The sequence below is a fragment of the Bartonella sp. B30(2025) genome (genome assembly GCF_053793825.1).
In genome coordinates this window covers 923,363-949,079 of record NZ_CP200034.1, presented here as the reverse complement: position 1 = coordinate 949,079, position 25,717 = coordinate 923,363, and the positions used below count along the sequence as shown (strand labels likewise).

Annotated in this window: 22 protein-coding genes and 1 tRNA gene; 12 read left to right on the top strand and 11 right to left on the bottom strand. The window is 36.4% G+C overall.

Going from position 1 to position 25,717, the window contains the following annotated elements; translation table 11 throughout:
• Window positions 1-70 precede the first annotated feature (70 nt).
• Genes V4P55_RS04065 through V4P55_RS04050 form a run of 4 tightly spaced genes read left to right on the top strand, consistent with a single transcriptional unit; the run spans window position 71 to window position 3,738 of the window.
• A complete protein-coding gene (locus V4P55_RS04065) occupies window positions 71-1,147 on the top strand; it encodes an ABC transporter permease (RefSeq protein WP_455473847.1) in 1,077 nt (358 codons plus the stop codon).
• A complete protein-coding gene (locus V4P55_RS04060; protein WP_455473846.1) occupies window positions 1,144-2,073 on the top strand; it encodes an ABC transporter permease in 930 nt (309 codons plus the stop codon). Before V4P55_RS04065 ends, V4P55_RS04060 begins: the two co-directional genes overlap by 4 nt.
• Window positions 2,066-2,941 (top strand): ABC transporter ATP-binding protein, encoded by an 876-nt coding sequence (locus tag V4P55_RS04055; protein WP_455473845.1) that lies wholly within the window; start codon window positions 2,066-2,068, stop codon window positions 2,939-2,941. Before V4P55_RS04060 ends, V4P55_RS04055 begins: the two co-directional genes overlap by 8 nt.
• The gene (locus V4P55_RS04050) at window positions 2,938-3,738 is read left to right on the top strand and encodes an ABC transporter ATP-binding protein (protein WP_455473844.1); all 801 of its coding nucleotides are present in this window, start codon (window positions 2,938-2,940) and stop codon (window positions 3,736-3,738) included. The genes V4P55_RS04055 and V4P55_RS04050 overlap by 4 nt, the downstream gene beginning before the upstream one ends.
• A 1,221-nt stretch (window positions 3,739-4,959) precedes the next feature.
• Here the strand turns inward: V4P55_RS04050 and V4P55_RS04045 are convergent.
• Window positions 4,960-5,036: transfer RNA gene (locus tag V4P55_RS04045), tRNA-Met, on the bottom strand.
• Window positions 5,037-5,206: 170 nt separating this feature from the next.
• Here V4P55_RS04045 and V4P55_RS04040 point away from each other — a divergent pair.
• Together V4P55_RS04040 and V4P55_RS04035 are read left to right on the top strand one after the other, a co-directional pair.
• On the top strand, window positions 5,207-6,160 hold the full coding sequence (locus tag V4P55_RS04040) for a Gfo/Idh/MocA family protein (protein WP_455475037.1): 954 nt from the start codon (window positions 5,207-5,209) through the stop codon (window positions 6,158-6,160).
• Between the two features lie 40 nt (window positions 6,161-6,200).
• Window positions 6,201-7,322, top strand: coding sequence for a DegT/DnrJ/EryC1/StrS family aminotransferase (locus tag V4P55_RS04035; protein WP_455473843.1), 1,122 nt, complete (start codon window positions 6,201-6,203; stop codon window positions 7,320-7,322).
• Between the two features lie 152 nt (window positions 7,323-7,474).
• Here V4P55_RS04035 and V4P55_RS04030 read toward each other — a convergent pair whose 3' ends face one another.
• Together V4P55_RS04030 and V4P55_RS04025 are read right to left on the bottom strand one after the other, a co-directional pair.
• Window positions 7,475-8,158 (bottom strand): hypothetical protein, encoded by a 684-nt coding sequence (locus tag V4P55_RS04030; RefSeq protein WP_455473842.1) that lies wholly within the window; start codon window positions 8,156-8,158, stop codon window positions 7,475-7,477.
• Between the two features lie 28 nt (window positions 8,159-8,186).
• On the bottom strand, window positions 8,187-8,831 hold the full coding sequence (locus V4P55_RS04025) for a DUF1134 domain-containing protein (protein WP_455473841.1): 645 nt from the start codon (window positions 8,829-8,831) through the stop codon (window positions 8,187-8,189).
• Between the two features lie 221 nt (window positions 8,832-9,052).
• On the opposite strand from V4P55_RS04025, the gene chpT reads away from it, so the two are divergent.
• Complete coding sequence (gene chpT, locus V4P55_RS04020) at window positions 9,053-9,691, top strand: histidine phosphotransferase ChpT (RefSeq protein WP_455473840.1); 639 nt, start codon at window positions 9,053-9,055, stop codon at window positions 9,689-9,691.
• A 199-nt stretch (window positions 9,692-9,890) separates the two neighbouring features.
• On the opposite strand, the gene ctrA is transcribed toward chpT, so the two are convergent.
• Complete coding sequence (gene ctrA, locus V4P55_RS04015; protein WP_455473839.1) at window positions 9,891-10,592, bottom strand: response regulator transcription factor CtrA; 702 nt, start codon at window positions 10,590-10,592, stop codon at window positions 9,891-9,893.
• Window positions 10,593-11,071: 479 nt separating this feature from the next.
• Between ctrA and V4P55_RS04010 the strand changes: the two genes are divergently transcribed.
• Window positions 11,072-11,263, top strand: a complete 192-nt coding sequence (locus tag V4P55_RS04010; RefSeq protein ID WP_455473838.1) for a hypothetical protein — start codon at window positions 11,072-11,074, stop codon at window positions 11,261-11,263.
• A complete protein-coding gene (locus V4P55_RS04005) occupies window positions 11,214-11,600 on the top strand; it encodes a flagellar export protein FliJ (protein ID WP_455473837.1) in 387 nt (128 codons plus the stop codon). The genes V4P55_RS04010 and V4P55_RS04005 overlap by 50 nt, the downstream gene beginning before the upstream one ends.
• Window positions 11,601-11,727: 127 nt before the next feature.
• On the opposite strand, the gene sciP is transcribed toward V4P55_RS04005, so the two are convergent.
• Window positions 11,728-12,003, bottom strand: coding sequence for a CtrA inhibitor SciP (sciP, locus tag V4P55_RS04000; protein WP_455473836.1), 276 nt, complete (start codon window positions 12,001-12,003; stop codon window positions 11,728-11,730).
• 333 nt (window positions 12,004-12,336) lie between these two features.
• Between sciP and mnmA the strand changes: the two genes are divergently transcribed.
• Window positions 12,337-13,560 (top strand): tRNA 2-thiouridine(34) synthase MnmA, encoded by a 1,224-nt coding sequence (mnmA, locus tag V4P55_RS03995; RefSeq protein WP_455473835.1) that lies wholly within the window; start codon window positions 12,337-12,339, stop codon window positions 13,558-13,560.
• A 53-nt stretch (window positions 13,561-13,613) separates the two neighbouring features.
• Here the strand turns inward: mnmA and V4P55_RS03990 are convergent, their stop codons facing one another.
• Complete coding sequence (locus tag V4P55_RS03990; RefSeq protein WP_455473834.1) at window positions 13,614-14,429, bottom strand: TrmH family RNA methyltransferase; 816 nt, start codon at window positions 14,427-14,429, stop codon at window positions 13,614-13,616.
• 734 nt (window positions 14,430-15,163) lie between these two features.
• Between V4P55_RS03990 and V4P55_RS03985 the strand changes: the two genes are divergently transcribed.
• On the top strand, window positions 15,164-16,072 hold the full coding sequence (locus tag V4P55_RS03985; RefSeq protein WP_455473833.1) for a cation diffusion facilitator family transporter: 909 nt from the start codon (window positions 15,164-15,166) through the stop codon (window positions 16,070-16,072).
• Between the two features lie 51 nt (window positions 16,073-16,123).
• Here V4P55_RS03985 and V4P55_RS03980 read toward each other — a convergent pair whose 3' ends face one another.
• From V4P55_RS03980 to V4P55_RS03960, 5 genes are all read right to left on the bottom strand, one after another.
• Window positions 16,124-17,026, bottom strand: coding sequence for a metallophosphoesterase family protein (locus V4P55_RS03980; protein WP_455473832.1), 903 nt, complete (start codon window positions 17,024-17,026; stop codon window positions 16,124-16,126).
• Window positions 17,027-17,258: 232 nt separating this feature from the next.
• Window positions 17,259-19,364 carry a glutamine amidotransferase gene (locus tag V4P55_RS03975; RefSeq protein ID WP_455473831.1) on the bottom strand — a complete coding sequence of 702 codons (2,106 nt, stop codon included), beginning with the start codon at window positions 19,362-19,364 and terminating at the stop codon, window positions 17,259-17,261.
• Window positions 19,361-22,165, bottom strand: a complete 2,805-nt coding sequence (locus V4P55_RS03970) for a DUF4159 domain-containing protein (RefSeq protein WP_455473830.1) — start codon at window positions 22,163-22,165, stop codon at window positions 19,361-19,363. Before V4P55_RS03970 ends, V4P55_RS03975 begins: the two co-directional genes overlap by 4 nt.
• Window positions 22,162-23,073: a DUF58 domain-containing protein gene (locus V4P55_RS03965; protein WP_455473829.1), complete on the bottom strand. Its 912-nt coding sequence runs from the start codon at window positions 23,071-23,073 to the stop codon at window positions 22,162-22,164. Before V4P55_RS03965 ends, V4P55_RS03970 begins: the two co-directional genes overlap by 4 nt.
• On the bottom strand, window positions 23,073-24,104 hold the full coding sequence (locus V4P55_RS03960; protein ID WP_455473828.1) for an AAA family ATPase: 1,032 nt from the start codon (window positions 24,102-24,104) through the stop codon (window positions 23,073-23,075). Before V4P55_RS03960 ends, V4P55_RS03965 begins: the two co-directional genes overlap by 1 nt.
• 265 nt (window positions 24,105-24,369) lie before the next feature.
• Here V4P55_RS03960 and V4P55_RS03955 point away from each other — a divergent pair, with 265 nt between their 5' ends.
• A complete protein-coding gene (locus V4P55_RS03955) occupies window positions 24,370-25,623 on the top strand; it encodes a CCA tRNA nucleotidyltransferase (protein ID WP_455473827.1) in 1,254 nt (417 codons plus the stop codon).
• Window positions 25,624-25,717: the final 94 nt, after the last annotated feature.

Here is a 25,717-nt window from a genome sequence, read left to right as displayed (position 1 = left end):
CAGTTTGTTTGGGTGTGTGGCGGGGGAAAACGCCATGCTCATATTTTAGTAAGTGTATAGGATCTATAAGATGACTTTATCATTTTCAGAAACTAATGTAACAAACTTCTCAAGGCAGAGAAGTTTGTACTTATGGACCTTTTGTTTAAAGGTATTTAAGTTATTGATTTCGATATTTATAACATTGCTTGGCTTAGTGACCATTACTTTTTTTATTGGTCATATTCTTCCTTTAGATCCTGTTCTCTCTATTCTTGGTGATAATATTAGTCAAGAAGCTTATGATGCAATGTATTATAAGCTTGGTCTTGATAAGCCATTGATAGTTCAATATTGGAATTATCTGCGTGATGTATTTTCTCTTAATTTGGGAGACTCATTAACTTCTGGGCGTCCTGTCTTAGAAGATATTGCACACGTATTTCCTGCAACGTTAGAGCTTGCAACAATTTCTACTATTTTAGGTACAAGTTTAGGTATTCCGCTTGGTATTTTTGCAGCAATGTATCGTGATTCATTCATTGATCATTTTGTTCGTGTTTTTACGCTTCTTCGTTATTCAACACCAACTTTTTGGCTTGGGTTGATGGCGTTATTAATATTTTATGCTAAGCTTGGTTGGGTTGGTGGTCCTGGGCGGATTGATTTTATTTATGAATATTCTTTTGAACCAAGAACTGGATTTTTTCTTTGGGATACTGCTCGGCAGGGGCAGTGGGAGGCTTTTCGCAATGCTTTCAGCCACATTATTACTCCGGCCTTAATTTTAGCTCTTGGTTCTATGGCTTACATCACACGTATGACTCGTGGATTTATGATTGAACAGCTTAACCAGGAATACATTATTACTGCACGTGTGAAGGGATTATCTTGGATGCGAACGGTTTGGGGGCATGCTTTGCGCAATGCTGCTGTTCAGATTATCACTGTTGTTGCGCTTTCTTATGCTTCTTTATTAGAAGGTGCTGTTTTAACAGAGACAGTTTTTGCTTGGCCTGGTTTTGGGCGCTACTTAACGAGTGCTCTTTTGGCTGGGGATATGAATGCAGTCGTAGGGTGCACTTTGATTATAGGATTTATCTTTATCGCTATTAATTTATTTTCTGATTTTCTTTACAGTATATTTGACCCGAGGACACGTTTATGACAACAATTAATCATCATAATTTGCAATCATCATTTTCTTTGAGAAATTGGTTAAATGACCCTATTCCAAAATCAATAATTCAAGCAAATGTACAAAAAATTTATTACTCAGCAATAAAATTTTCTCATAATCTTTCGGCTGTTTTTGGTTTGATGATTATTCTTATTATTGTCTTGTGCGCGATATTTGCTCCTTGGATTACTTCTTATGATCCTTTGAGTAATGATCTGTTGCATCGGTTGCAACCACCATCTATGCAGCATTATTTTGGAACAGATGAGCTGGGGCGGGATATCTTTAGTCGAATTGTTTTTGGTACACGAATCACGCTTTATATTGTTTTTCTCACCACAATTATCGTAGGTCCTATAGGATTGATTGTTGGTACTGTCTCTGGTTATATGGGGGGGGTAGTTGATACTGTTCTGATGCGTATCGTCGATATTTTTCTTGCTTTTCCAGGTTTGATTTTAGCGCTAGCGTTTTCAGCGGCTTTTGGACCAGGGATTGAAAATGCAGCTATTGCGATTTCAATTGCAGCGTGGCCACCAATAGCACGTTTAGCACGTGCTGAAACTTTGACCATACGCTCCTCTGATTATGTCTCAGCAATCCGATTGCAAGGCGCATCTATTTGGCGAATTATTTTGTTTCATATTGTCCCTATGTGTATTCCCTCGGTGATTGTACGATTAGCATTAGATATGTCTGGAATTATTTTGACAGCTGCTGGTCTTGGTTTTTTGGGACTAGGCGCACAACTACCAAGCCCTGAATGGGGCGCAATGCTTTCAACCGGTCGTGAATTTATGATGACAAGTTGGTGGTTAGCAGCGGTGCCAGGTTGTGCAATATTGCTTGCAAGCCTAGCTTTCAATCTTTTAGGTGATGGACTTCGTGATATATTGGATCCACGTAATGGCTAAAAAAATATTAGAAATAGAGAATTTGCGTATTGCTTTTCCTACAACGCGTAGTGCTACAGAAGTTGTACGCGGCATTAGTTTTTCTGTTGGAAAAGAAAAAATTGGAATTGTTGGCGAGTCTGGGTCTGGAAAATCAACGACTGGACGCGCAATATTAAAATTAAATCCAAAGTCAGCAATCGTTAAAGCTGATAAAATGTACTTTGATGATATCGATTTGCTAAAAGCAAATGAACAGCAAATGAGAACTATTCGTGGAAAACGTATTTCGATGATTTTACAAGATCCTAAATATTCGCTTAATCCATTAGTGAAAATTGGGGATCAGATCATGGAGGCATATCGTATTCATTATCGTGTTTCAAAGACGGAGGCATGGGAAAAAACAATTTCTATGTTAGAATCTGTTCATATTCGTAATCCTGAACATGTTATGCGACTCTTTCCTCATGAAATATCAGGAGGAATGGGACAAAGGGTTATGATTGCAATGATGCTTATTCCTAAACCTGATTTGATTATTGCAGATGAACCAACTTCTGCACTTGATGTTACTGTGAGATCTCAAGTCTTATCAGTGTTGGATGAGCTTGTGACAAAATCTGGAATGGGGCTTATTTTTATTAGTCATGATTTAAATATGATTGCAGATTTTTGTGATCGTATTTTGGTGATGTATGCTGGTCGGATATTAGAAGAATTGCCTGCGCGTGATTTATCATGTGCATGTCACCCTTACACTCAGGCTTTATTAGAGAGCTTACCGCGGCTTGATAAAACAGTAGATGTTTTGGCGATTCCTGAGCGTGATCCAGCTTGGCTAGATGGTCCAACCATTGTTAATGGTGTTGAAGGGGGGATGACATGAACCGTTGTCAAAATATTATTGATGTTTCTAATTTATCTGTAACCTTTGAGCATGGGCATAAAGCAATAACAGTTGTTAAAGATGTCAATTTCCATATTAAGCGTGGTGAAGCTTATGGCTTAATTGGTGAATCTGGATGTGGAAAGTCAACAATTTTAAATGCATTGGTAGGGCTTATTTCTCATTATAGCGGGGACTTTATTTTTCATGGAGACAAAATATTACAGAAAAGAAGAAAAGATCTTTTACGGCGTATTCAAATTGTTTTTCAAGATCCTTATGCTTCACTTCATCCAAGAAAAATGGTTTACACTGTTCTTTCTGAATCTCTAAAAATCCATAATATGGATAATCGAAAAGAGCGGATAAAAAATGTTTTGGATTCTGTTGGTTTGAATTCTTCTTTCCTTTACCGGTATCCACATGAGTTATCCGGAGGGCAGCGTCAGCGTATTGCTTTAGCGCGCGCTTTGATTATTGAACCAGAAGTTTTGTTACTTGATGAACCAACATCTGCTTTAGATGTATCGGTGCAGGCTGAAATTTTGAATTTGTTGAAGTCATTACGAGAAAAGCATCAATTGACTTATTTGATGGTATCTCACGATCTTCCCGTTATTGCTCATATATGTGAGCGTGTTGGTATTATGCACCGAGGAATTATTCTTGAAGAACTGAGCAATAGTGATCTACGCCATTTACGTGCAAAGAATGATTACACAAAGGTATTTTTTGAAGCCAGTATCGATCCCATAATTCGCAAAGAAGAAAGAGAAGTAAGAAAAGAAAGAGCGTAATATTTTTTACTCTTGAGAAAATAAAAAACTATGTACATGCAAAGGAGTACAAGAGTTTATTTGTTTCTGTTTTTTAGTGTTCTCTAACATAAATTTTAAAGTGTTGATTAGCGCTACTAAAACAGAAAGTTATCAATTTTTGAGTGCCTATTTGGATATCATTATTTTATATTGAACATAAGTATTTGTTTTATTTATTGCGTGGTAGATAATAGTTATATTTGACTGTTCATAGAGTATCACGCAATATTTAAATTTATATTCTTACATTTTTTATATTTTAAAATAATAGAATTATTTTTGAAATTTAGTTTATAAATGTTATTAAAACAATTTTCTTGTTTTTACTTTGTATTATTTTAAGTGTAAATCGTATTTATATATTATAATTTATTATATATAAAATATAATTAAATTTAATATTAAATGTTTTTATTATTAATAAGTATATGATAATAAAATATAAGTATCAATTGTAATTTTTTGTTATTTTTCTTGATAATCTGAAATTAATTTCAGTAAGAAGATTTGTACATTTTTCAAATTAATCTTAATATTTTTGTATTTTATTGGAGCAGAAAGAGTAAATAGTAACGTGTTTTCATTTTAAAATATTGATGTTGCGAAAATACTTTATCAAACAATATGTTTTGATATACAATATTATTAATATAATTTTTTGTTATATTCTATGATATGTTACTTATACTATGGTTTGTATGATTTAAAAAAAGAATGTATTATATCATTTTATGAAAATGGTTTTATTTTTAACGGATTTTAATATTTTATTTGTATTAACATTTTTATTCTTATAGAAATACTTTTCTATTGTTCAGTATAACAAGTATAAGTCTCTATATAATTATTTTAAGTTTCTATTCAATTACGTAACTGTGAATTAAACTATTACATAAAACTTTATTATTTTTTATGAAATAAATTATTTCATTATTATAATAATGTAGATTTAATAAGTCTTATCATAATTATTTTTAATTACACTATATACCATTTTATTTAACATTAAGTCGTGTTTTGTCATTTTACAAGTAGAGAGAAATAGCTTTAAAAAAAACTGTTAAAGAAATATTATGAAGTGTAGAACAGCTTTTAGAAACTCTATAAAATCAATTGAAAAAATAAACTATTACAAAATTCAGTAAAAATTATACAAAAAAACATAAAATTTTCAAAATACGTTATACATAAAGAGGAAAATGGTAGCGGAGGAGGGATTTGAACCCCCGACACAAGGATTATGATTCCTCTGCTCTAACCTACTGAGCTACTCCGCCACAAAAAACAAGTATCTCGCGACGCATCTTATCCTTTGGCGATATAAGAGGTAGAATAGTGATATGTCAAGCATAGTTTTTAAGCTTTTCTCTTGTCATTCTACTTTATCCTCGATATGGAGTAGATGGAGATATATTTTTTTTATGATAGGGTGGGGAAAAGCGTAAGAATGTTGCCACGTGTAGCGGTTTTAGGGTGTGGAGCATGGGGTGGGAATCATATACGAACACTTCATAGTCTTGGAGTTTTATCAGCTGTTTCTGATATTGATTTTAGTCGTGCTAAAGATTTTGCTAGCGTGTACGATGTAGAGGCTATTGCACCTGATGGTCTTTTTGTTCGTGATGATATTGATGCGTTAGTGTTCGCATTACCTCCGCAATTTCATACAGAAAATGTGTTACGTGCTATTAAAAGTGGCAAAGATGTTTTGGTTGAAAAGCCGATTGCCTTGAATGTAAGGGATGCTGAACAGCAAGTTCAAGTCGCTGGTGAGTATGGGCGAATTTTTATGGTAAGCCATATTTTGCGTTTTCACACGGCTTTTGAGAAAATGTGTGAATTAGTAGCGGTAGGAGAACTTGGCGATGTGCGGTATATTTATTCTCATCGATTAGGATTTGGAAAGTTTCATACACAAAGTGATGCTTTATGGGATCTTGCTCCTCATGATCTCTCAATGATTTTGGCGTTAACAGGGTGTGAACCTTCTAAAATTCAGGGAGAAAAAGCTGCTGTCATTGATAAGCTTGCTGATTTTGCTCATATTCATATGACTTTTCCAAATGGTATACGTAGTCATCTTTTTGCTTCGCGTTTTAGTCCTTATCGTGAAAGACGTTTAACCGTTGTCGGTACAAAGGCTGCGCTTGTTTTTGATGATATGGAGCCTTGGAGCCGTAAATTGGCACTGTATCGTTTTTCTATTTGGAAAAATGGTGAAGAGTGGGCGTTTGAGAATGATAAGCCCAATTATATTGGTCTTTGTGAGAATTTGCCGCTTACTTGTGAATTACAGCATTTTCTTCATTGTATAAAAACACGTCAATTACCCCGTACCAATGGTAATGAGGCTATTGCTGTTTTACGGATTTTGGCTGCTGCCAGTGTTAATAAAGAATAAACAGTGCTTTGCACTATTGTAATTATCGGGGGGAGTGAATATGCAATTCATAGATCTTAAGACTCAACGTGTACGCATTGAGGACAAAATTCATGCTGCAATTACAAGTGTTGTCGAGAGTGGAAAGTATATTTTAGGACCAAAAGTAACAGAATTTGAAGAACAATTGGCAGATTATCTTGGTGTAAAACATGTGATTGCGTGTGCTAATGGAACTGATGCTTTAAAAATGCCACTTATGGCTAGAAATATTGGTTTGGGTGATGCTGTTTTCTGTCCTAGCTTTACGTTTTCTGCAACGGCTGAAGTTGTTGCTTTAGTGGGAGCTGAACCTGTCTTTGTTGATGTTCTGCCTGATACATTCAATATTGATGTTGAGAAGTTGTATGATGCGATAAATATGATTAAAAAAGAAGGGCGTCTCAAACCAAAGGCTATCATTGCTGTTGATTTGTTTGGGCTTCCTGCCAATTATTCCCAGATTACTGCAATAGCAGCAAAAGAGAATCTTTTTGTTATTGAGGATAGTGCTCAATCGATAGGGGGGAGAAGTGGTAATGTTATGTGTGGAGCTTTTGGTGATGTAGCTGCAACCAGCTTTTATCCTGCAAAACCATTAGGATGTTATGGTGATGGAGGTGCTATGATGACCAATGATGATGATTTAGCTGCACTTTTACGTTCTATTCTGTTTCATGGCAAAGGTGAAACGCAATATGATAATGTGCGTATTGGTATAAATTCGCGTCTAGATACAATTCAAGCAGCAATTTTGCTAGAAAAGCTTGCTATTTTTGAAGATGAGATGGAAAAACGTGTGGCAATTGCACAATATTATTCTGATAATTTAAGAGATATTGTTACAGTTCCAGAAGTAGATGAGAAAGACCGCTGTGCTTATGCACAATATACCATTAAGGTGAAAAATCGCGATAAATTAAAAAACTATTTGCAAGAAAACTCTATTCCTACAATGATTTATTACAAAACGCCATTACATCAACAGCCAGCCTATAAAAACTTTCCCTATGTAAAGGGATCTCTTTCTGTTTCAGAATCTCTGGGAGATTACGTTTTAAGTTTACCTATGCACCCTTATTTAACACAAAATGAGCAAGATACAATTATTCAACGGATAAGAGATTTTTATCATACTTCATAAAAATGTCTTTATCTTTAAAGTGATTTAAGAAAAAAGTCTTCTTGTTATGTTCTAGAAGAACTTTTTAGGCTAAAGTCAGAATTATAAAAAGTACTTTGTTCATAAAGTCAGTTTATATGAAGAGTCTATCTTACATGCGTTTTGAATGCGATTTATGTAGTGGACGCTTTAGAGGTGTGGGCGATTTTTTGTCGAATACAGGATGCTAGATCATTTTTGCTTTTAGAGTTTTGTATCAATGTATTAATAGGGGAAGATGGACCTTCTTGTAGAGCGACTTGGGCGGCTAGTGTTGCAGCTAATTCTTTTGTTTCTTCGCGCAGTTCATCCATGATTTGAGGAGTAGCAGAATTCTCAGATTCATTGTTTTGAATTTTTTCTAAATGCTGCAGATTTTTTTCTAAACGCTGCAGATAGTGTGTAATTTTCTCACGCATAGTTTTGATTTCCGTTATAAAATTATTTTTTATATGTGCGTCTTGTGCATTTTTTATTGTGGTAGATTCCTTTTTATGAGGAAAAGAAGCAGTATATTGCGTGTGGAAACATAATCGATAAAGCTGTTCTGTTGTTTGGCTAAGTTGTATTTTTTGTTGAGCGTATTTTTCTTGCAAAGAGTCATATTTTTGTTCGTTACGCACTCGTTCTACAGCATGCTGAGCAAGAAGAAAATCATAATTTGCTTTCATTTCAGTAACAGATGATGGAATTTGTGCAGAAATGAATTTATGTGCAAAATAGACAGCTCTTCTCCAAATAAGAGGAGAAAAAAGTACTAATAGCCAAGAAATGGAGGCAACTCCAAGAATAAAAAAAAGAAGTGATTGAATAAGCATAAGTGTCCCCCTTTAAATGAAGCTCCATTTAAAATGGATTCCACGTTGGTGCTGATGTTAATTTTAAATATCCGACGTTAATGCCAAGGCGTGCACCAATTCCTGTACGAATTGGAATTAACAAGACATTTTTCCGTTTTAAAACATGAAAACCAACTCCTGCAATTAAGTAGGCCGAACCTGAAACACCTCCATAGCGTCCCCACAAATTATTTATATTTTTAAGATCATAAACTAAAATCATTAAGCGTGAACCTTGACCACCGAAATCCCATCCAACAGAAGGACCTTGCCAAAAAACTTTATGCCGACCATGAAGTTTGGTAAAAAGCTGTCCTTCTCCATAGGTTAACCCTGCAAAAAAAGCGCCAGAAGCTTCTTCGCCTAAAATATAAGCATTGGGATAACCATATTGCGAAAAGATGTTTTCAATTGCAACTGCTATACTACCTGCAGTTTTTCCAAAAAAAATATGACCAGAATCAATAATTTCTTGCAGAGAATAATGTGGCCCATTTTGTTCTGTTTGCTGAGGTTGGGTATAAGATTGGATATGCGGATGGGTATGAGGTTGAATATAGGGTTGAGAGTATGCGGTATTCATCGTTATGAATAAAAGAAATATGAAAAATATGCCACCTTTGTATGAGCGCAACAAGAGAGAGAGAGTCATGAGATGTTCCCTTTTATTAGTTATAAACAAAGAGATAATATAAAAAAATAATATTAAGATTTTTATTTGATTCAAATAAAAAATAAAATGCAAGCTTATTTAAATTGCTGAATTTATTTTTAAAAAATTTATCGCATTTGTTAAATTTGCATGTATGTATGAGATATTAAGACTTTTTCTTTAGAATGATATTATTTTAAAATCTGGAGTGATCAATAATTATGACGTTAGCTGTTTCTTTAAAGTCTATAGATCTTGCCGCTATGCTTTGTAGCCGAATTTGCCATGATTTGATTTCACCCATTGGTGCCATTCAAAACGCAATGGAGCTCTACGATGAAGGAGGAGCTGAGGAAGATGCTTTGCAATTGGTACGTTGGTCTGTTGCAAGTGCTTCTGCATGTTTACAATTTGCACGATTAGCTTTTGGTTTTTCAGGAACTATTGGATCCCAAATAGATACGCGCTCTGCTGAGAAAGTTGCTGAGCAATATATGAAGGAAGAAAAAGCGGTTTTAAAATGGCAAGTTCCCGCGCTACTCTTACCCAAAGATGAAGTGAAGCTTTTGCTTAATTTATTATTGATTGCAAACGCAACAGTTTCGCGTGGTGGTGAAATAATTGTTACAATTTTGCAAAATGAGAATAAACAGACTTTTCGATTAGAGATTCACGGCAAAACTTTACGTATTCCTTCTCCTTTCCTCGAATTATATCACGGAAAAGTACAAGAAGAATTTATCGATGCTCATGTAGTTCAGTTTTATTATACGCTCTTACTTATTGAGATGACAGCGATGAAACTCAACATAGATGTAAGTGATAATTGTGTTATTTTAGAAAGTGAGAAGAATTTTTGATTCAGGTAAAACAGTTTAAATTATATCATTATACCTGAGAAAAAGAATCTTAGATTTTATTGGAATGAGGGAAAATCTTTTAATCTCTTAGGCTGAAGAGGTTTTTTATAGAAAACCTTTTTTGTTCGTTTTTTTAATAGAGGATAAAAAAAATCCCGGCCCGCTCTCCGAGATTTTACAATATGTATTTCATTGCGTTTTAAGCGGTTTTGCGTACATTTTCCTCAACTGGATCACGTAAGACATAACCGCGTCCCCAAACTGTATCAATGTAATTTGCACCAGAAGATACTGCTTCCAATTTTTTTCGCAATTTACAAATGAATACATCAATAATTTTTAGCTCTGGCTCGTCCATTCCACCATAGAGATGATTGAGAAACATTTCTTTTGTTAGTGTAGTCCCTTTGCGTAGAGATAACAGTTCTAGCATTTGATACTCTTTACCCGTTAAATGAATAGGGTGTCCTGCAACTTCGACTGTTTTCGCATCAAGATTAACGACAAGATCACCAGTAGTAATAACTGATTGTGCATGACCTTTAGAGCGACGCACAACTGCATGAATACGTGCAACTAATTCATCTTTGTGGAAAGGCTTTGTCATATAATCATCGGCACCAAAGCCAAAACCGCGCACTTTATCTTCAATGGCTCCCATGCCAGAAAGAATAAGAACAGGAGTTTTTATTTTTGCTAATCTTAATGTTTTTAAGACATCGTAACCTGACATATCAGGTAAATTAAGGTCAAGCAAGATAATATCATAATCATAAAGCTTACCTAAATCGACACCTTCTTCACCTAAATCTGTGATATAAACATTAAAATTTTCTGATTTCAGCATTAACTCAATGCTTTGAGTGGTTGCTTTATCATCTTCAATTAACAATACGCGCATCTTAGATCCCTCACTTCGCTCCTTTGGAATCAAGCGGAGCTGTTTTGTTTTATAACAGTGGATAAAACCACTGTTTATAAAAATGATTCATAAAAACAGACACTTAGTTATTACAAAGAGTCCATAAATATTTCAGCAGTACGCGTAACAATCACCACTGAACTTCCCAATTTACGATAACTTCTTACTATGTACGATAGTGGTTAACAAAACATTTTTATTTTTAAAAGAGGTTAACAAAATTATTTTTTAAAAATCGTATATTTTGAAATTTATTAAAAAAATAAACTGTTTTGTATACAGTAAGTTTTCTGTACCATCTTCACGCATTTTCTGATTTAAAAAAAAATTATAATATTTGACAATTTAATTATAGTGTTTGTTTACCGAGCTTTAAATTTCTTCATTTTATAACGGAAGTGAAATTTTATAGTGGGGACAAAAAGTAAAAGCATGATTATTATTTTTAAGCAGATTTTATGTTTGCAGATGCTTTAATAGAAGTCAAGAAAGCTATAATTTCACTAAATAATAGTTTGTTTTTCTTAAAAGATGCAACTAAAAACATGCGTAATAATGTGAATGCGAATGTGGGGTTGGCGCAAGCAAGGAGTAATGAGTATGAAGTCACGAAAAAGTCTGGTGCAATTAAAGACGTTTCAAGTACGTGAGAAGCGTCGTGAGATTGCACAGCTTGAAATGATGATCACAGAATTTGAGAGAATGGTGCTAGAGCTAGACGAGCAAATTACGAATGAAGAACGTAAGTCTGGAAATAGTGATATTCATCATTTCGCGTATTCAGCTTTTGCACGTGCAGCACGGCAAAGGCGTGATAATCTTATAAATTCAATTCGTGATTTGCAGCTTAGAAAAACAGATGCTGAAATTGCTCTTCATGAAATCGATACAGAGTTGCAAAATGCACAGCCTTTAAAAGTGCGGAAATGTGCAGTAGCCGCAGATGATGAAAATGTTTTGATACAATCTCGTTCTATGACTAGATAGTAAAAGCAGTTATTTAAGGATGAATTTCTTTTAATTTATGTATCAAAATAAAAAAAACAGCCAAACTTTGTAAAGTCGTGGCTGTTTTAGATAGCGTTTTAAAGCTGTTGTCCAAAATTAATAGCAATTAGTGCCTATAATTTTGGATTTTAGTTGTTCGCAACCCAGCTAAACCGTGCTCGTCGATTAAACTCTGCCATGAAAGAAATTCTTCTACAGTCAAACTATAGCGTTGGCATGCCTCATCAAGACTTAGCAATCCACCTCTGATAGCTGCAACAACTTCAGCTTTGCGACGAATCACCCAGCGTCTTGTTGTTTTCGGAGGGAGATCAGCAATTGTGAGTGGACTTCCATCCGGTCCAATAACATATTTTATTTGTGTTTTTATCAAATCAGTCATGCTACCCTTCTACCTTTTCGAGGATTTAACTTAATTGATAAAACATGAACTTTTAAAAAAAGCTAAACGCGTTATACTTAAATAGAAAAAAATGAATAAAATAATCCACTAACTAAAAGATATGGTATAAAATGAAATAGTCTATTGTGATGTTTTCATATAATTTTTAATAAAAGAGCAAAAAAATATTTTTTATATTTATTTATCTTCGTCTGCTTTTCAGCATCAGGCTATTGGTTGTGGAAAGAATAAAAAAATAATATAAAAAGATGATGAAGAGCGATCACAAAATATTACCTAATATAGTGCACATTTAAAATAGAGAATGAATTTATGTCTTTAAATAGTCTTGATTTGCCGGGACGTCCTGAAGATTCTCGGATAGTTGTTGCAATGTCTGGTGGGGTTGATTCATCAGTTGTTGCAGGTCTTTTAAAAAAAGAAGGTTACAATGTGGTTGGAATTACATTGCAGCTTTATGATCATGGTGCTGCAACACATCGCGTAGGTGCATGTTGCGCTGGTCGAGATATTGAAGACGCACGTCGTGTGTCAGAGATGTTAGAAATTCCTTATTATGTGCTTGATTATGAGAGACGATTTCGTGAAGCTGTGATTGATCCTTTTACAGAAAGTTATGCACACGGAGAAACACCAGTGCCGTGCGTAGCGTGTAACCAAACTGTCAAATTTGCTGATTTATTAGCAACTGCACGCGCACTTGGTGCAGATGCTTTAGCAACAGGTCATTATATTCGTAGCCGTTCTCATGGTGTACATCGAGCACTTTTTCGCCCTGTTGATTCTGAGCGTGATCAAAGTTACTTTCTTTTTGCGACGACACAAGAGCAGATTGATTATTTGCGCTTCCCTCTCGGGAATCTGCCTAAAGCACGTGTTCGTGAAATAGCAGCAGAAATGGGGCTTGTTGTTGCCAATAAGCATGATAGTCAAGATATTTGTTTTGTGCCGCAGGGAAAATATTCTGATGTTATTACAAAATTACGGCCAGAAGCAGCAAATCCTGGGCTTATTGTGCATATTGATGGAAAAATTTTGGGCAAACATTCGGGAATTGTTAATTATACTGTTGGTCAACGCCGTGGTATTGGTGTAGCGACGGGTGAAGCACTTTATGTCATTTATCTCGACGTGGACAATGCGCGTGTCATTGTTGGTCCACGTGAAATGTTAGAAACGCATAAACTTTTTTTGCGTGATGTAAATTGGCTTGGTGATGAGTCGTTGGATAATTTTCCTTCCGGTGGTGTTGAGGTAGCTGTCAAGGTTCGTTCAACACGTCCTCCACATCTGGCACGCTTACATTATAAAGATGGAATTTTTTCTGTTGATTTGTTGGAGCGTGAAAGTGGTGTGGCTCCAGGGCAGGCATGTGTTTTTTACAACGAAAACAGTAATGACGCACGTGTTTTGGGAGGTGGATTTGTTACGCATTCAAAACGTGCGGCGGGTGCTGAAATGATGTTGCAGCGTGTTTTATGTAACTTAGAAACAACAATGACCCCTCCTTCCGAGTTTAGAACAAAAGTTTCTTAAATAAAATCAATAGTGCTCATAGAACGTTTTTTTAATTATGCGTGTTATCGCTTTTAGAAAAGTTTATTAGGATCAGCAAAGTGTGCTAATGCGAGACTGGATGCTGTGGCAACATTAAGACTGTCAAAGCCGTAAGCCATAGGGATACGCAGACTTTCTGACTGTTGCAAAACATGAAGTGGTAGGCCGTTGCCTTCTGTTCCCAAAATAAGAGCTATCTGCTTTTTTGCTTTTGCTTGCTTGAGGGTAAGTGAACCAGAAGGGGAAAGCGCATAAAAGTGAAAATTCGCATGACTTAACACCTTTATAATGCTGGTTATATCAGCGCCTTGTGTATAGGGTACTTTTAGAGCGGCACCCGCAGAAACTCTAATTGATTTGCGATAAAGAGGGTCACAAGAGGTTTTATCGATAATAATGCCATCACTGGCAAAAGCAGCTGCGTTGCGAAAAATTGCTCCCATATTATCATGATTAGAAATACCACATAGAACCAAAATTAAAGCTTTTTCTGGAAGATTTTGCAAAAAAAATTCCAATGATGGGAGCGTTTTGCGTCTACCGATACCAAGTATACCACGATGAACATGGAAGCCTGCAATATCATCCATAATTTTTTGTGGAACACAGTAAATGGGGCATGTTGGCCGTGTTGCTTCTAAAATAGGCATAAGACCAGGAAGACGCTTTGTTTCTGTGAGTAATGAGAGAGCAGAAAATCTTTTGGAATGCAAGAGTGCTGATAAGATTACTTTGCCTTCAGCAATAAATTGATGTTGCCGTCCAACAAGATCTCTTTCACGAATGTTGTGATAGTCTTTCAGACGTGGATCATCAGCTTCGTAGATTGTTGTGATATTCAAGTTCATCGGGGGACTTGTAACGTTATTTTTTCTAAATTGCTAGATTTTTTCTAAGCTGCGGAATGTAGATCATTGACTTGTTTTTTTAAGAAAGAAAAAATTTACCATTTTTAACTTATGGTAGAATTCTTGTTGACATAATACAACCATAGGTATAGTGTAGCAAATACCAGGTGCGGTGCAAGACATTGTATTCGTACCGGCACGGGGTCTTAGGTCCCCGCTATTTCCTAAGCCCTGTGCGCCTTTACTTGCTAAGGGAAAAGAATCTGGGTTCCCCAATGCCCAGATTCTTTTTTGAATTTTGTTCCGTTTTTATTCCTGTTAATAATTTCAAAGTTTTAGCTTTTATAATATTTGAATATAAGGGTGTTGTTGCGATAAAATGCAGAAAAGACTTTTCGTGCTTTTCGCGATTACATTTATGGTTGTATTCTTTATCAAAAAGATTGAGAGTTGATGTGTGAGCGCCGTGTATTTTCATGACAATAAAAATATGAAAAAAGAATAGATAATTTTCTTAGGGATTGCTTGTTTTTTTTAAGAATATCTACGTTATGAGATTTATCACGCTATGGTAATGACGTTTTTTAAAATGACAATAGAGAGAGGGATGAAACCGTCTGATTGTATTTAAAGTTTCTGTTGTTTTAAGTAAATATGAAGAAGATGTCAGAACATCATGGATATATAATTAAAAGTGTTATGACTATCCGGTTTTAAAAAGAGTGCGTGCGGTTATGAAGGCAAAAATCAATATACAAAGCTTAACTCTTTATTCTATTTTTGTTACTTGTGTTGTTTTTGCTTTGAAATATTGGGCATATTATATCACTGGTTCGGTTGCACTTTATTCTGATGCGTTAGAATCAATTGTAAATATGCTTGCAGCATTAGCAACGTGGTTGGCTATTAAAGTAAGTATGAAGCCGGCAGATCAAGACCATCCTTTTGGGCATTATAAAGCAGAGTATTTCTCTGCTATTCTTGAAGGGATATTGATTATCGTTGCGGCAATGATGATTTTAAGAGAAGCATGGTTAGCTCTCTCGACTGCTGAATTATTGCAAAAACCTGGAATATGGCTCGTTATTCATATTTCTGCAAGTGTTATAAATTACGTATGGGGTTGGATTCTCATTAAGCAAGGAAAAATCTATCGCTCACCAGCTCTTAAGGCTGATGGAGTGCATTTCATAACGGATTTTTTTACTTCACTTGGTATTTTAGTTGGTCTGATTGCTGCTTTTATAGGGGACTGGGCTATTCTAGATCCCATTTTAGCAGTCATTGTTGCTGTTAATATTCTTTTTCAGGGAGGAAAGGTAATTAACAATGCTGTTCAAGGGTTAATGGACGTTGGCGTTGAGTTAAGCGAAACCATAAGGATTCGTGATCTGATTTCCGCAAATGCACATGGTGCGCTTGAAGTACATGATTTACGTACGCGTGTTGCTGGCAGAGTCACTTTTATAGAGTTTCATTTGGTTGTGCCAGCTATAATGCAAGTAGGAGAAGCACATCAGATTTGTAATAAAATTGAAAGCGTACTTGAAGAAGAGTTTGACAATGTACGTATCTCTATTCATGTAGAACCTGAAGATGAAGCTAAATTACCTCCCGGTACAACGGCTATTCCTTTTATATAAAGATTTTTTGTCAACTATTTTAAAGATATTTTTTGGGGAACGAGTCCAGCGTTAAAGATCAATTGTTTCGGTACATGCTATTTCATTGTTTTGATTGATAATATTATAACGCTGTAACTGGCAATGCCATTGATGATGAGACTGCTCAATAGCAAATAAGTTAAAACCAGCGGGAGGTTTTTTGTTACCAAAAGCTTGCGATGCGGAAGAAACTCCAACAATGGGAACTTTTCTCTTTTTCCCTTCGATAGTGTTTAATGTGGGCAGATGGGTGTGCCCGTGAAGAATAAGCTCACAGCCGTGATTTTTTATAACGTCTAGAAAACGTCCTATCCCCCATAATTTTTTATGCCAATAAGTTGCATGATGAAAGGGAGGATGATGTATCATTACGACACGAAAAAGGTTGCGTTCTGCAGCTTCATTGAGAAGTTTCGATAAAAGTTTCGCTTGCTTTTTACCAAAATATCCAGAAGCCTGAAAAGGAGGTGTCGCAATAGCAGAAGAAGCTCCTATAATAGCGATATTATCGCGAATGCGCATATAAGGAAAAGGAAGATCAGGTTGTTGAGGAAAATCTCCTTTAATCCAAGGTTGAAAGAGTGTACATGCTTTTCGGAAGGCTCCACGAACGTAAGCATCATGATTTCCAAATGTTAATGAAATGTTTTGAGGTTTCCCTTGGTTGAGCAACCAAGTATGTGCTTGCTCAAATTCTTTATCTAAGGCAAGATTGACTAAATCTCCAGAGATAACAATATGATCAGGGTTTTGCTGATTTAAGATATTTATTAAAATTTTTAAGACATTTGTTTCCATTTGTCCTTTACGTTTTTTTTGCCAATTAAGATAACCTGTAAGACGTTTACCCAAAAGCTCGAACAAGGAAGGTTGTGGTAAGGGGGAAAGATGTACATCTGATATATGAGCAAGATAAAACATAGATAATAGCATAGCGCTGAAAACAATTTAAGCAATAAAAAAGTATAGCAATACTTGTATACTGGAAAAAAAAGAGATTTCTTAATGAAAAGCAATTTATAAAAAATGCAGAAAAACTTTTATGAAATTTGTATTTTTCTTGATTTTTTAAACTGTTAAAAGACGAATAATACAAGCAATGTTCATTTTCGGTGTAAAATTTTCTACACATGGTAATAGTGGACGCGTCTAGTAAAGAAAATTTTCAAGATTTTGAATGGCTTTCACGATGCCACATACTGCTCAACAGGAAAAAACAGGTGATGAGTGCAAAAAGACCAGAAAAAATGGGAAAATAAGATACATTGATTAAACGGGTTTCCGTTGCATCTTTTAGAACAATTGAACGATCAAAAGGAGGAGTCTGTTCAGTTTTTGATCGAAGCAACTTGATGGGAGGAAGATGAATATCTTCTTTTCCTTCATCATGTAAGCGCACAATATGGCCGCCAGTGTGTTTACTAATAGGCTTTAATTTTTCCTCCGTTGAAATTAAGTCAAACAATTCGAGATTATTAAGTGCCCCCATGGAAGAAAGCACTGTAAGGTCATCGTTTTTGATGGTAAAAACCCCCATTTCATGAGTATTAACAGTCGCTGTAAAGACACCTTCTTTTTCTTTAGTAAAAGCAATAGTTTCTCTTTTTCCAGAAGGAAAGATGACTTCGGCTGGATTTGGTTGATCTTGAAGAGTTTGGCGACGAATAGTGAGATGAGGGTAGTTACTTGTAGCACTTAATTTTTCTTCTTCAAGCTCTGGTTCTTTCATAAGCCAATGAAAAATTCGACGATAAAGAGCTGCATAGGGACCTCCCCCCTCAAAACCTCGTGCCCAAAGCCAACTTTCGTCAGAAAGCAACATACCTACACGCCCTTTACCAACATGAGAAAGCAGTAAAAGTGGTTGTTCATCTGCACCTTTCATAAGTGCAGTAACTTCATTTGCATTTTGAATTGCAATTTGCCGTAGCCATTTTCCCCACTGAGTAGCTGGATAAGTAGGTGTTGCAAGATCTCGCGTAACAGGATGACGTTCGCCTTCACGTGTAATTTGTGGGCGAAAAGGTTTTTGAATAATAACACCATTTGGTAATGCAGGTAAAATACTTATCAAAGGCGTTTTGGCAAGCGAATGTTTTTGGGTAAATTCAGGTCCCGTTACCATAAGCAGTGCGCCACCATTTTTTACATATTGAGCGATATAGTCATAATAAATTAATGGAAAAACAGCGGAATGTTGGTATCCATCAAGGATAATGAGATCAAAATTATCGATATCTTCAACAAATAACTTTGTTGTAGGAAATACCACAAGTGACAATTGATTTAATGGCGTATTATCGGCTTTTCCGGGAGGACGCAAAATAGTAAAGTGAACGAGATCAATATTCGAATCTCCTTTTAAAAGATCTCGCCATGTACGCTCACCATTATAAGGTGCTCCTGAAATGAGGAGAACGCGTAAATTTTCTCTTATACCTTCAATAACGGTTGTAGCGCGGTTATTCTCAAAGCTTAATTCACCTTTATGCGGATCGGTTTTTACTTGAATGATATTCTTTTCAGTGTGAGGAAGAGTAATTTCAGTTTGAAAAATGACGCCTGGGGTTACAGAATAATGGCCAACTTCTTGACCATTAACACTCACAGTAATGTTTGCTTGTACTGGCAAGAACTTTTGAGATTGTCCTTTATCTTCTATTAAAATAGAGAGCGTTTGTGGTCTATTGATTAGGGCAAAACGTGGAGGAGAAATGAATTTAATTTGACGATCAAATTCGTCTGGTTTTCCTGTTATGAGAGCATTGATAGGCGCTTTATGGTAAAGATCTGATATTGGTGGAATGTCATGCACTTGTCCATCGGTAATTAAAATTGTTCCTGCATAACGAGATGGTGGTATATCAGATGTAGCTTGTGTTAAAGCATGAAACAAATTCGTTGTAGGTGCATATTGATTATTTTTAAGTTTTCCAGCTTCAATGAAGCGTGGTTCAAATTGTGAATAATGGGCTAATGTGTCTGTTAATTTCTCAAGTGCTTTTTCGCTATCGCTTTCACGTGTGCCAAATGTTTGGCTTTGGCTGCGATCGATCACAACACCAACAGTGCTTTTGAGTGGTTCGCGTTGTTCTTTTATAATCATCGGGTTAAGTAAAGCGAGGATCAGTGAGGCTAATGCCATAAGGCGCAGTAAAGAACCTTTACGTTGCAGAATAAGACCGATAATGACAAAAAGAGTAGATATCCCCCCTAATAAGAGAATCCAAGAAAAAGGTAAAAAAGGCTGAAAAGTTAGGAATGATATCATTGCCTTCTTTCTCTATTAAAACGCTCTAATAGTGCAGGAACGTGAACTTGGTCTGCTTTATAATTTCCTGTGAGCACATAAATAACAATATTCAATCCTGCTCGAAATGCCCATAAACGTTGCATAGCGTCATTGGAAATAAGTGGATATTTCCACTTACCATTTTCATCTAATGCCCAAGCTCCAGCAAAATTATTAGCAGTTATAAAGAGAGAACTTACGTTATCACCGGTGGTGAGGAAATGTGTATTTTTTTTATTCATTGACGATGATTCAGCCCATAAAGGAGAACCGCGGTAGAGACCGGGAAAATCTGGCATAATGTAAAAGGAACGCGCAACAACATGATCAGAGGATGCTGGTTCAATAGTTGGAATGTTTAATCCTTTTAATATTGTCCGTAATTTTTGTGTTTCTGGTGTGGCATCCCCTTCCAGACTAAGATTAGCGTTTATTTGATCACGCGTATCAAATAAAACGGTTCCTCCATGTTTCATAAAATTATTTATTTTTTCAAGACTTTTTTGTGTTGGTAGGGGACTATTAGCATCGATGGGCCAATAAATGAGAGGATAGAAGGAAAGTTCATCTTTATCAAGATCAAGTGCTACCACAGATCCTGGTGAGAGCATTGTACGTTCTGCGATAAATTGGCTGAGAGCTTCCAGACCGCTTTTACTTGTCATATCAATTTCATGATTGTTGGTCACGACGTAAGCAAGATGCGTAGCACCCGCTGCTTGAACTAGGGCGTCATCATCATTTTTTGTTTCCTGTGCATGAATGATTGGCACATGTGAGAACAAGATGAAGAAACCTATTATGAAGGGAAAAAAGAGAAATACATTGCTTCGTTGACGAAGAAAAAAAGAGCCTCCCATCCATAAAACTAAAAAATTATCAAGAGCAAATAATAAGATGGCTAATCCTAGCAGTGGTCCAATAAGATGTTTTTCTTTTGTGTCATAAGAGAGGGGACTCGTACTTAAGGAGCTTGGTAATGGCGATTGTTTTATTAAATGTGCTGAATGATTCAAGAGATTAAGAGCGTAAAGATCGTTTTTTAAGCCGTAAAATCCAGGTGGGGTATGATAAGAAGGCAAAGGAGAGCTTTGTGCATCAATAACAAGGGGAAGAACGTAAGATGGTGGTGTTTGCAGCTGACCATCACCACTCAGCGTTTGCCAAGGACGCTGTGCAACTGTAGTGTTCACTTGTGTTTGTTTTTTGTTTTCATAAGGGCTGATCGTTATTAATTTTTGCAACATTTGTGCAAAAAAACCAGAAAGTGGGAGATTTGACCATGTGATGTCAGGCATAATATGAATAAGTATGAGGGTGCCTTTGCCACGACCTGCTGCTGTGATCAGAGGTGTTCCATCTGCAAGACTGAGCCATGTTTTTTCAAAAAGATCTGAGCTTGGTTCTGCTAAGATTTGGCGTGAAACTGTAACGTCTTCGGGAAAAGGAAAACCAAAGAAGATACTATTTTTTGCAAAAGGTGCAAGTTTTTGTGGCTGAGCCCAAGACATAGCACTCCCCAGCAGACGTTTGCCAGGACGCAGTGGCACTGGGAGTAGGCTATCATGATGTTCTGTAGCACTCAAATTGTCTCCCGCAAAGCGGATGAGTGTTCCCCCGTTATTCACGAAATCAGATAGCTTTTGTTCTGCTGTTTGTGACATATTGACAACGTCACCCATAATAAAAACAGAAGGGTTTTGTTGAAGTAAGTGATCAATATCAGCTGAAAGTTCTCTTCCTCCTGCTGTTATAAGCTGTGTGTGACCTTGCAATGCTTTTATAATATAATAAAAAGGTGAAAGCAGGGGCTGTGCCATTTCATTGATATTTGGTGATAAAAGGGCAACACGGTTTACGCGATAACGGCTACCAACTAGGAAGGTTGCTGCGGCATAAGCGTGGTTTTCAATTTTTATTGATGCTATATCATTGCGTAATTCAAGGGGTAAATTAAAAGGTACAACAGCTGTTGTTTCTCCTTCAATAAAGTTGTTTGTAAAACTTCCAAGGAACTGATTATTTAAATCATAAAGGTTCAACCTGATTGCATCTTCACCGTGTGAGGTTGCACGAATGATGTGCGCTGTTATATTTCCATTTTGATTATTTAAGGCTGTTATGCCAATTAGATCAGAAATATCAGTTGAGTACCACAAAAATGTTTTAGATTTTAATTGTTTAATCAGGGCAAAAGCCTGATCATCTTCGTTTGTTTGTAATCCATCACTTAAATAAGCAATATCAAGCAGTTGTCCTTTTGTCGCTTCAATAAGTTTTTTAAATGCTTGTACACGGTTGACCGGCAAAGGTTGAGGTTGCAAATGCATTAAATTCTGTTTTACAGCTTCTGCAGGTAAAGGGTCAATATTGGAAATATCATTTTCAGCAGTAACGAGAAAATAAACATTTTTTTTGTGCTTTTCTGCTTGTGTCAGGATGGTTTTAGCAACAGCAATACGTTTTTTCCATTCTTTTGCAGACGCCCAACCATTATCGATGATGAGTGCAAGAGGTTGAGGTCCAGAGAGTACAATGGGTTTTTGATTCCAAGTAGGCTGTGCCAAAGCGATAATAACGAGCGCTGCCATAGTTAAGCGTAACAATAGTAACCACCAAGGTGCATGGTTGGCGGATTCTTGCTGATTTGTTGGTTTAGGCAAAAAGCGTAAAGGGGGGAAAAGCTCTTTACGTGGAGCAGGAGGCATGACTCTTAGAAACCACCAAATGGCTGGTAGGAATAAAAGCCCTAATAGAAGCAGGGGAGCACCAAAACTCAAAGTGACCTCCTTGCGGAAGAGGAAGAACCGCTCATGTTATTTATAAGTTGTAAAATAGTTTTTGTTAAGGACTGATCGGTTGTACTTACTTGATAGGTCCAGCCTTGGCGGATACAAAAATTTTCTAATTCTTTTCGTCTTGCGTTATATAGTTTGCAATATTGCTCACGTAGGTTTTCTGCTTTTTTCAAAATACGTTTTTCTTGTGTTTCAGGATCAAGAAACTCTGTATGCCCTGTGTAGGGAAAATCGGTTTCTGCAGGATCTGCAACCTCGATCAAATGAGCCGTAACCTGTTTTGCAGATAAAATTTTAAAATCTTGAATAATCTTTTCAGGAGCATCGAGAAAATCACTTATTATGATGACATGTGAAAAACGCGTGATAGTTGAAAAATCTGGCAATGGATTTTCTGCTTGATAATTTGTTAAAGCGAGCGCCATACGTTCTACGACATTAGATGTTATCGTAGGAGGCATTAAATTGGGGAGGGCTACATGCTCGCCACTTCGTGCAAGTAGTGTTGCTAATGCAAGGGCAAGAATAATGGCATGATCACTCTTAGAGTTTTCAGAAAAGCGTGAACAGTAGTGCATAGAAGTGCTTTGATCAGGCCAAATCCAAACTGTTTGTGTCATTTCCCATTCGTGTTCACGTAGATAAGTATGTTCATCACGTGCTGAGCGTCGCCAGTCAATGCGTGTAATGGATTCTCCTTCAACATAAGGACGAAATTGCCAAAAATTCTCTCCGTTACCGCGTTTACGTCTTCCATGTCCTCCTTTTATCAAGGTATTAGCGATAAAGCGTGCTTTTAAAAGAAAATATGACATTTTTGCTGCATCTTTATGCAACTTGGTAGCAAGTGACAATGGAGATTTTTTTACAGCTTTTTTGCCAATAGCCATTAGAGGATATCTTTCACAAGATTTTCGATAATATATTGTATGCTTATATCTTCAGCGCGTGCGGAAAAATTAAGCGCCATGCGGTGTTGTAATACGGGTTGAGCCAGTTGTTTAACATCATCAAGAGAGGGGGCTAAACGTCCATGATAAAGAGCACGTGCACGCGCACAAAGTGAAAGTGCTTGCGATGCCCGAGGACCAGGACCCCAAGCAATGTAAGTGCTTGCGAAGGTATTATCTTTATGGGGGCGGGCTGAACGAACTAACTTTAAGATGGCTTCTATAACATTTTCGGAGATAGGCATTTTGCGCACAATTTTTTGAATTTTTTGCAGTTTTTTTGTCGATAAAATTGGTTTTGCGTTTTGTAATTTTTCTGCTGTTGTTTCTAAAATAATCCGTCGTTCTGTTGTTAAGTCAGGGTAGTCAATATCGATTTGCATCAAAAAACGATCCAATTGCGCTTCAGGAAGTGGATAAGTTCCTTCTTGTTCCAGAGGATTTTGAGTTGCAAGTACATGAAAAGGTTTTGGTAATTTATAATGTGTGCCTGCAACGGTGACATGATATTCTTGCATAGCTTGTAAAAGAGCTGATTGTGTGCGTGGAGAGGCACGATTAATTTCATCTGCCATGAGCAGTTGGGTAAAAATAGGTCCTTGAATGTAACGAAAAGAACGTTTTCCGTTTTCATCTAAATCCATAATTTCAGAGCCAATAATATCCGATGGCATTAAATCGGGTGTAAATTGAATGCGTTTTTCGCTAATTCCTAGTACTGTTCCCAATGTTTCAACAAGGCGTGTTTTTGCAAGCCCTGGAACTCCAACGAGAAGAGCATGACCTCCAGCTAAAATAGCGGTTAAAGCATATTCAATGACGTGAGCCTGTCCAAAAATAACTTTATCAATTTCTTGTTGCAGGGTATCCAATTGTTTGTGTGCTTCGTCAATATCATCAATCGTTATTTGATCTTCATTACTGATATTGGCCTTCTTAATAGAATTGGATAATGTATCACTTTGACTCATGTTTTTTCCTTAAGGCATTTATCGCAAAATTGATGATTTTTTGCATAATTTTTTTGCATAATAATGGACATTCTATAATTTGTAGCAGAAAATGAGGAGAAAAGAAGCATAATATTTTTTGCTTTTATGTACGGATAAAGACCCTATTTTTGAGCATCTAGCTTGTATTTTATAAAATGAGATATAATGAGGGGTTTGCTTGACAAGGATGTCAGTCTAAATAGGCTATTAAGAGTGTGTTGTGGTTTGTTTAAAGGGATAAAGGGTGAGCATAAAACCAAATTTTAAACATGTTGATTGGTTACAGAATAGTTCCATCCAAACACTACTTCATGTCTTGTCTTTAGAGAGTGAAGAAGCGCGTATCGTGGGGGGAGCGGTGCGTAATCAACTGCTAGGACAACCTATTAGTGATATTGATATTGCGACAACCTGTTTGCCACAACAGGTCATAGCGCGTGCGGAAGAAGCAGGATTTAAAACTGTTCCTACAGGTGTTGCATTTGGTACAGTGACCGTGGTTTCTAAATCATGTTCTTATGAGGTTACAACACTCCGCTCTGATGTTGAAACGGATGGTCGTCATGCAAAAGTAGCGTTTGGTCGTGATTGGGAAAAAGATGCTGAACGACGTGATTTTACTATTAATGCACTTTATTGTGATGCTGCTGGTAAACTTTACGATTATGTGGGGGGCTTAAACGATATTGCTAACTGCACAGTGCGGTTCATTGGTATTCCAGAAAACCGTATTTGCGAAGATTATTTGCGTATTTTGCGCTTTTTTCGTTTCTTTGCATGGTATGGGGCAGGGAGACCTGATGCAGAAGGATTAAAAGCGTGTGTTCGTTTCAAACACGGTCTGAAAAAACTTTCATCTGAACGTATTTGGGGGGAAATGAAAAAACTGCTCGCTGCTTCTGATCCAACACGCGCTCTTTTATGGATGCGCCAAAGTGGGATTTTGACCCTCATTTTACCAGAGACAGAAAAATGGGGCATTGATGCAATCCATTCACTTGTTAAAGTAGAACAGGCTCTTGGGTGGAAAGCGGATCCATTGTTGCGGCTAAAGAGTATTCTTCCTCCTGATCCCATACGCCTTGATGAAATGGTACATCGTTTGCGTTTATCTAATAAAGAAGCGATGCGATTAAAAAAATGGGCCGAATTGGAAAAGATTAGCCAAGGCAGTTCAGATAATTTTGTGCAAAAACTGATTTATTTACATGGCCGACAACCAGTTTTAGATCAATTATCTTTATCTATAGCTTCCGCGCATGATGATGCGCAGGAAAAAAGCAAGGCTTTGCAAGAAGCAGAAGGTTATATAAAACTTTATCAGCTTGCTCAAAAATGGCAGATTCCAACTTTTCCTATCAATGGTAAGGATTTGATAAAAAAAGGTTTGGAGAAAGGCGTGTTTATAGGGCAAAAGCTTAAAGAGCTGGAAAAAATATGGATTGAAAGCGGATTTTTAATAGATCGCAATGAATTATTGAAAAAAATTAACTTATAATATTACTTGTATTGATAACAGAAATGAGATGAAACTTTAGTGTATTGTGGCTTCGATAGTTCTGTGTCACTTTTTTAAAAGTTGCTTATCATGA

Coding starts and splice junctions, on each gene's coding strand:
- V4P55_RS04065 (WP_455473847.1), top strand. CDS start 71: ATGACTTTATCATTTTCAGAAACTAATGTAACAAACTTCTCAAGGCAG.
- V4P55_RS04060 (WP_455473846.1), top strand. CDS start 1,144: ATGACAACAATTAATCATCATAATTTGCAATCATCATTTTCTTTGAGA.
- V4P55_RS04055 (WP_455473845.1), top strand. CDS start 2,066: ATGGCTAAAAAAATATTAGAAATAGAGAATTTGCGTATTGCTTTTCCT.
- V4P55_RS04050 (WP_455473844.1), top strand. CDS start 2,938: ATGAACCGTTGTCAAAATATTATTGATGTTTCTAATTTATCTGTAACC.
- V4P55_RS04040 (WP_455475037.1), top strand. CDS start 5,207: ATGTTGCCACGTGTAGCGGTTTTAGGGTGTGGAGCATGGGGTGGGAAT.
- V4P55_RS04035 (WP_455473843.1), top strand. CDS start 6,201: ATGCAATTCATAGATCTTAAGACTCAACGTGTACGCATTGAGGACAAA.
- V4P55_RS04030 (WP_455473842.1), bottom strand. CDS start 8,158: ATGCTTATTCAATCACTTCTTTTTTTTATTCTTGGAGTTGCCTCCATT.
- V4P55_RS04025 (WP_455473841.1), bottom strand. CDS start 8,831: ATGACTCTCTCTCTCTTGTTGCGCTCATACAAAGGTGGCATATTTTTC.
- chpT (WP_455473840.1), top strand. CDS start 9,053: ATGACGTTAGCTGTTTCTTTAAAGTCTATAGATCTTGCCGCTATGCTT.
- ctrA (WP_455473839.1), bottom strand. CDS start 10,592: ATGCGCGTATTGTTAATTGAAGATGATAAAGCAACCACTCAAAGCATT.
- V4P55_RS04010 (WP_455473838.1), top strand. CDS start 11,072: ATGTTTGCAGATGCTTTAATAGAAGTCAAGAAAGCTATAATTTCACTA.
- V4P55_RS04005 (WP_455473837.1), top strand. CDS start 11,214: ATGAAGTCACGAAAAAGTCTGGTGCAATTAAAGACGTTTCAAGTACGT.
- sciP (WP_455473836.1), bottom strand. CDS start 12,003: ATGACTGATTTGATAAAAACACAAATAAAATATGTTATTGGACCGGAT.
- mnmA (WP_455473835.1), top strand. CDS start 12,337: ATGTCTTTAAATAGTCTTGATTTGCCGGGACGTCCTGAAGATTCTCGG.
- V4P55_RS03990 (WP_455473834.1), bottom strand. CDS start 14,429: ATGAACTTGAATATCACAACAATCTACGAAGCTGATGATCCACGTCTG.
- V4P55_RS03985 (WP_455473833.1), top strand. CDS start 15,164: ATGAAGGCAAAAATCAATATACAAAGCTTAACTCTTTATTCTATTTTT.
- V4P55_RS03980 (WP_455473832.1), bottom strand. CDS start 17,026: ATGCTATTATCTATGTTTTATCTTGCTCATATATCAGATGTACATCTT.
- V4P55_RS03975 (WP_455473831.1), bottom strand. CDS start 19,364: ATGATATCATTCCTAACTTTTCAGCCTTTTTTACCTTTTTCTTGGATT.
- V4P55_RS03965 (WP_455473829.1), bottom strand. CDS start 23,073: ATGGCTATTGGCAAAAAAGCTGTAAAAAAATCTCCATTGTCACTTGCT.
- V4P55_RS03960 (WP_455473828.1), bottom strand. CDS start 24,104: ATGAGTCAAAGTGATACATTATCCAATTCTATTAAGAAGGCCAATATC.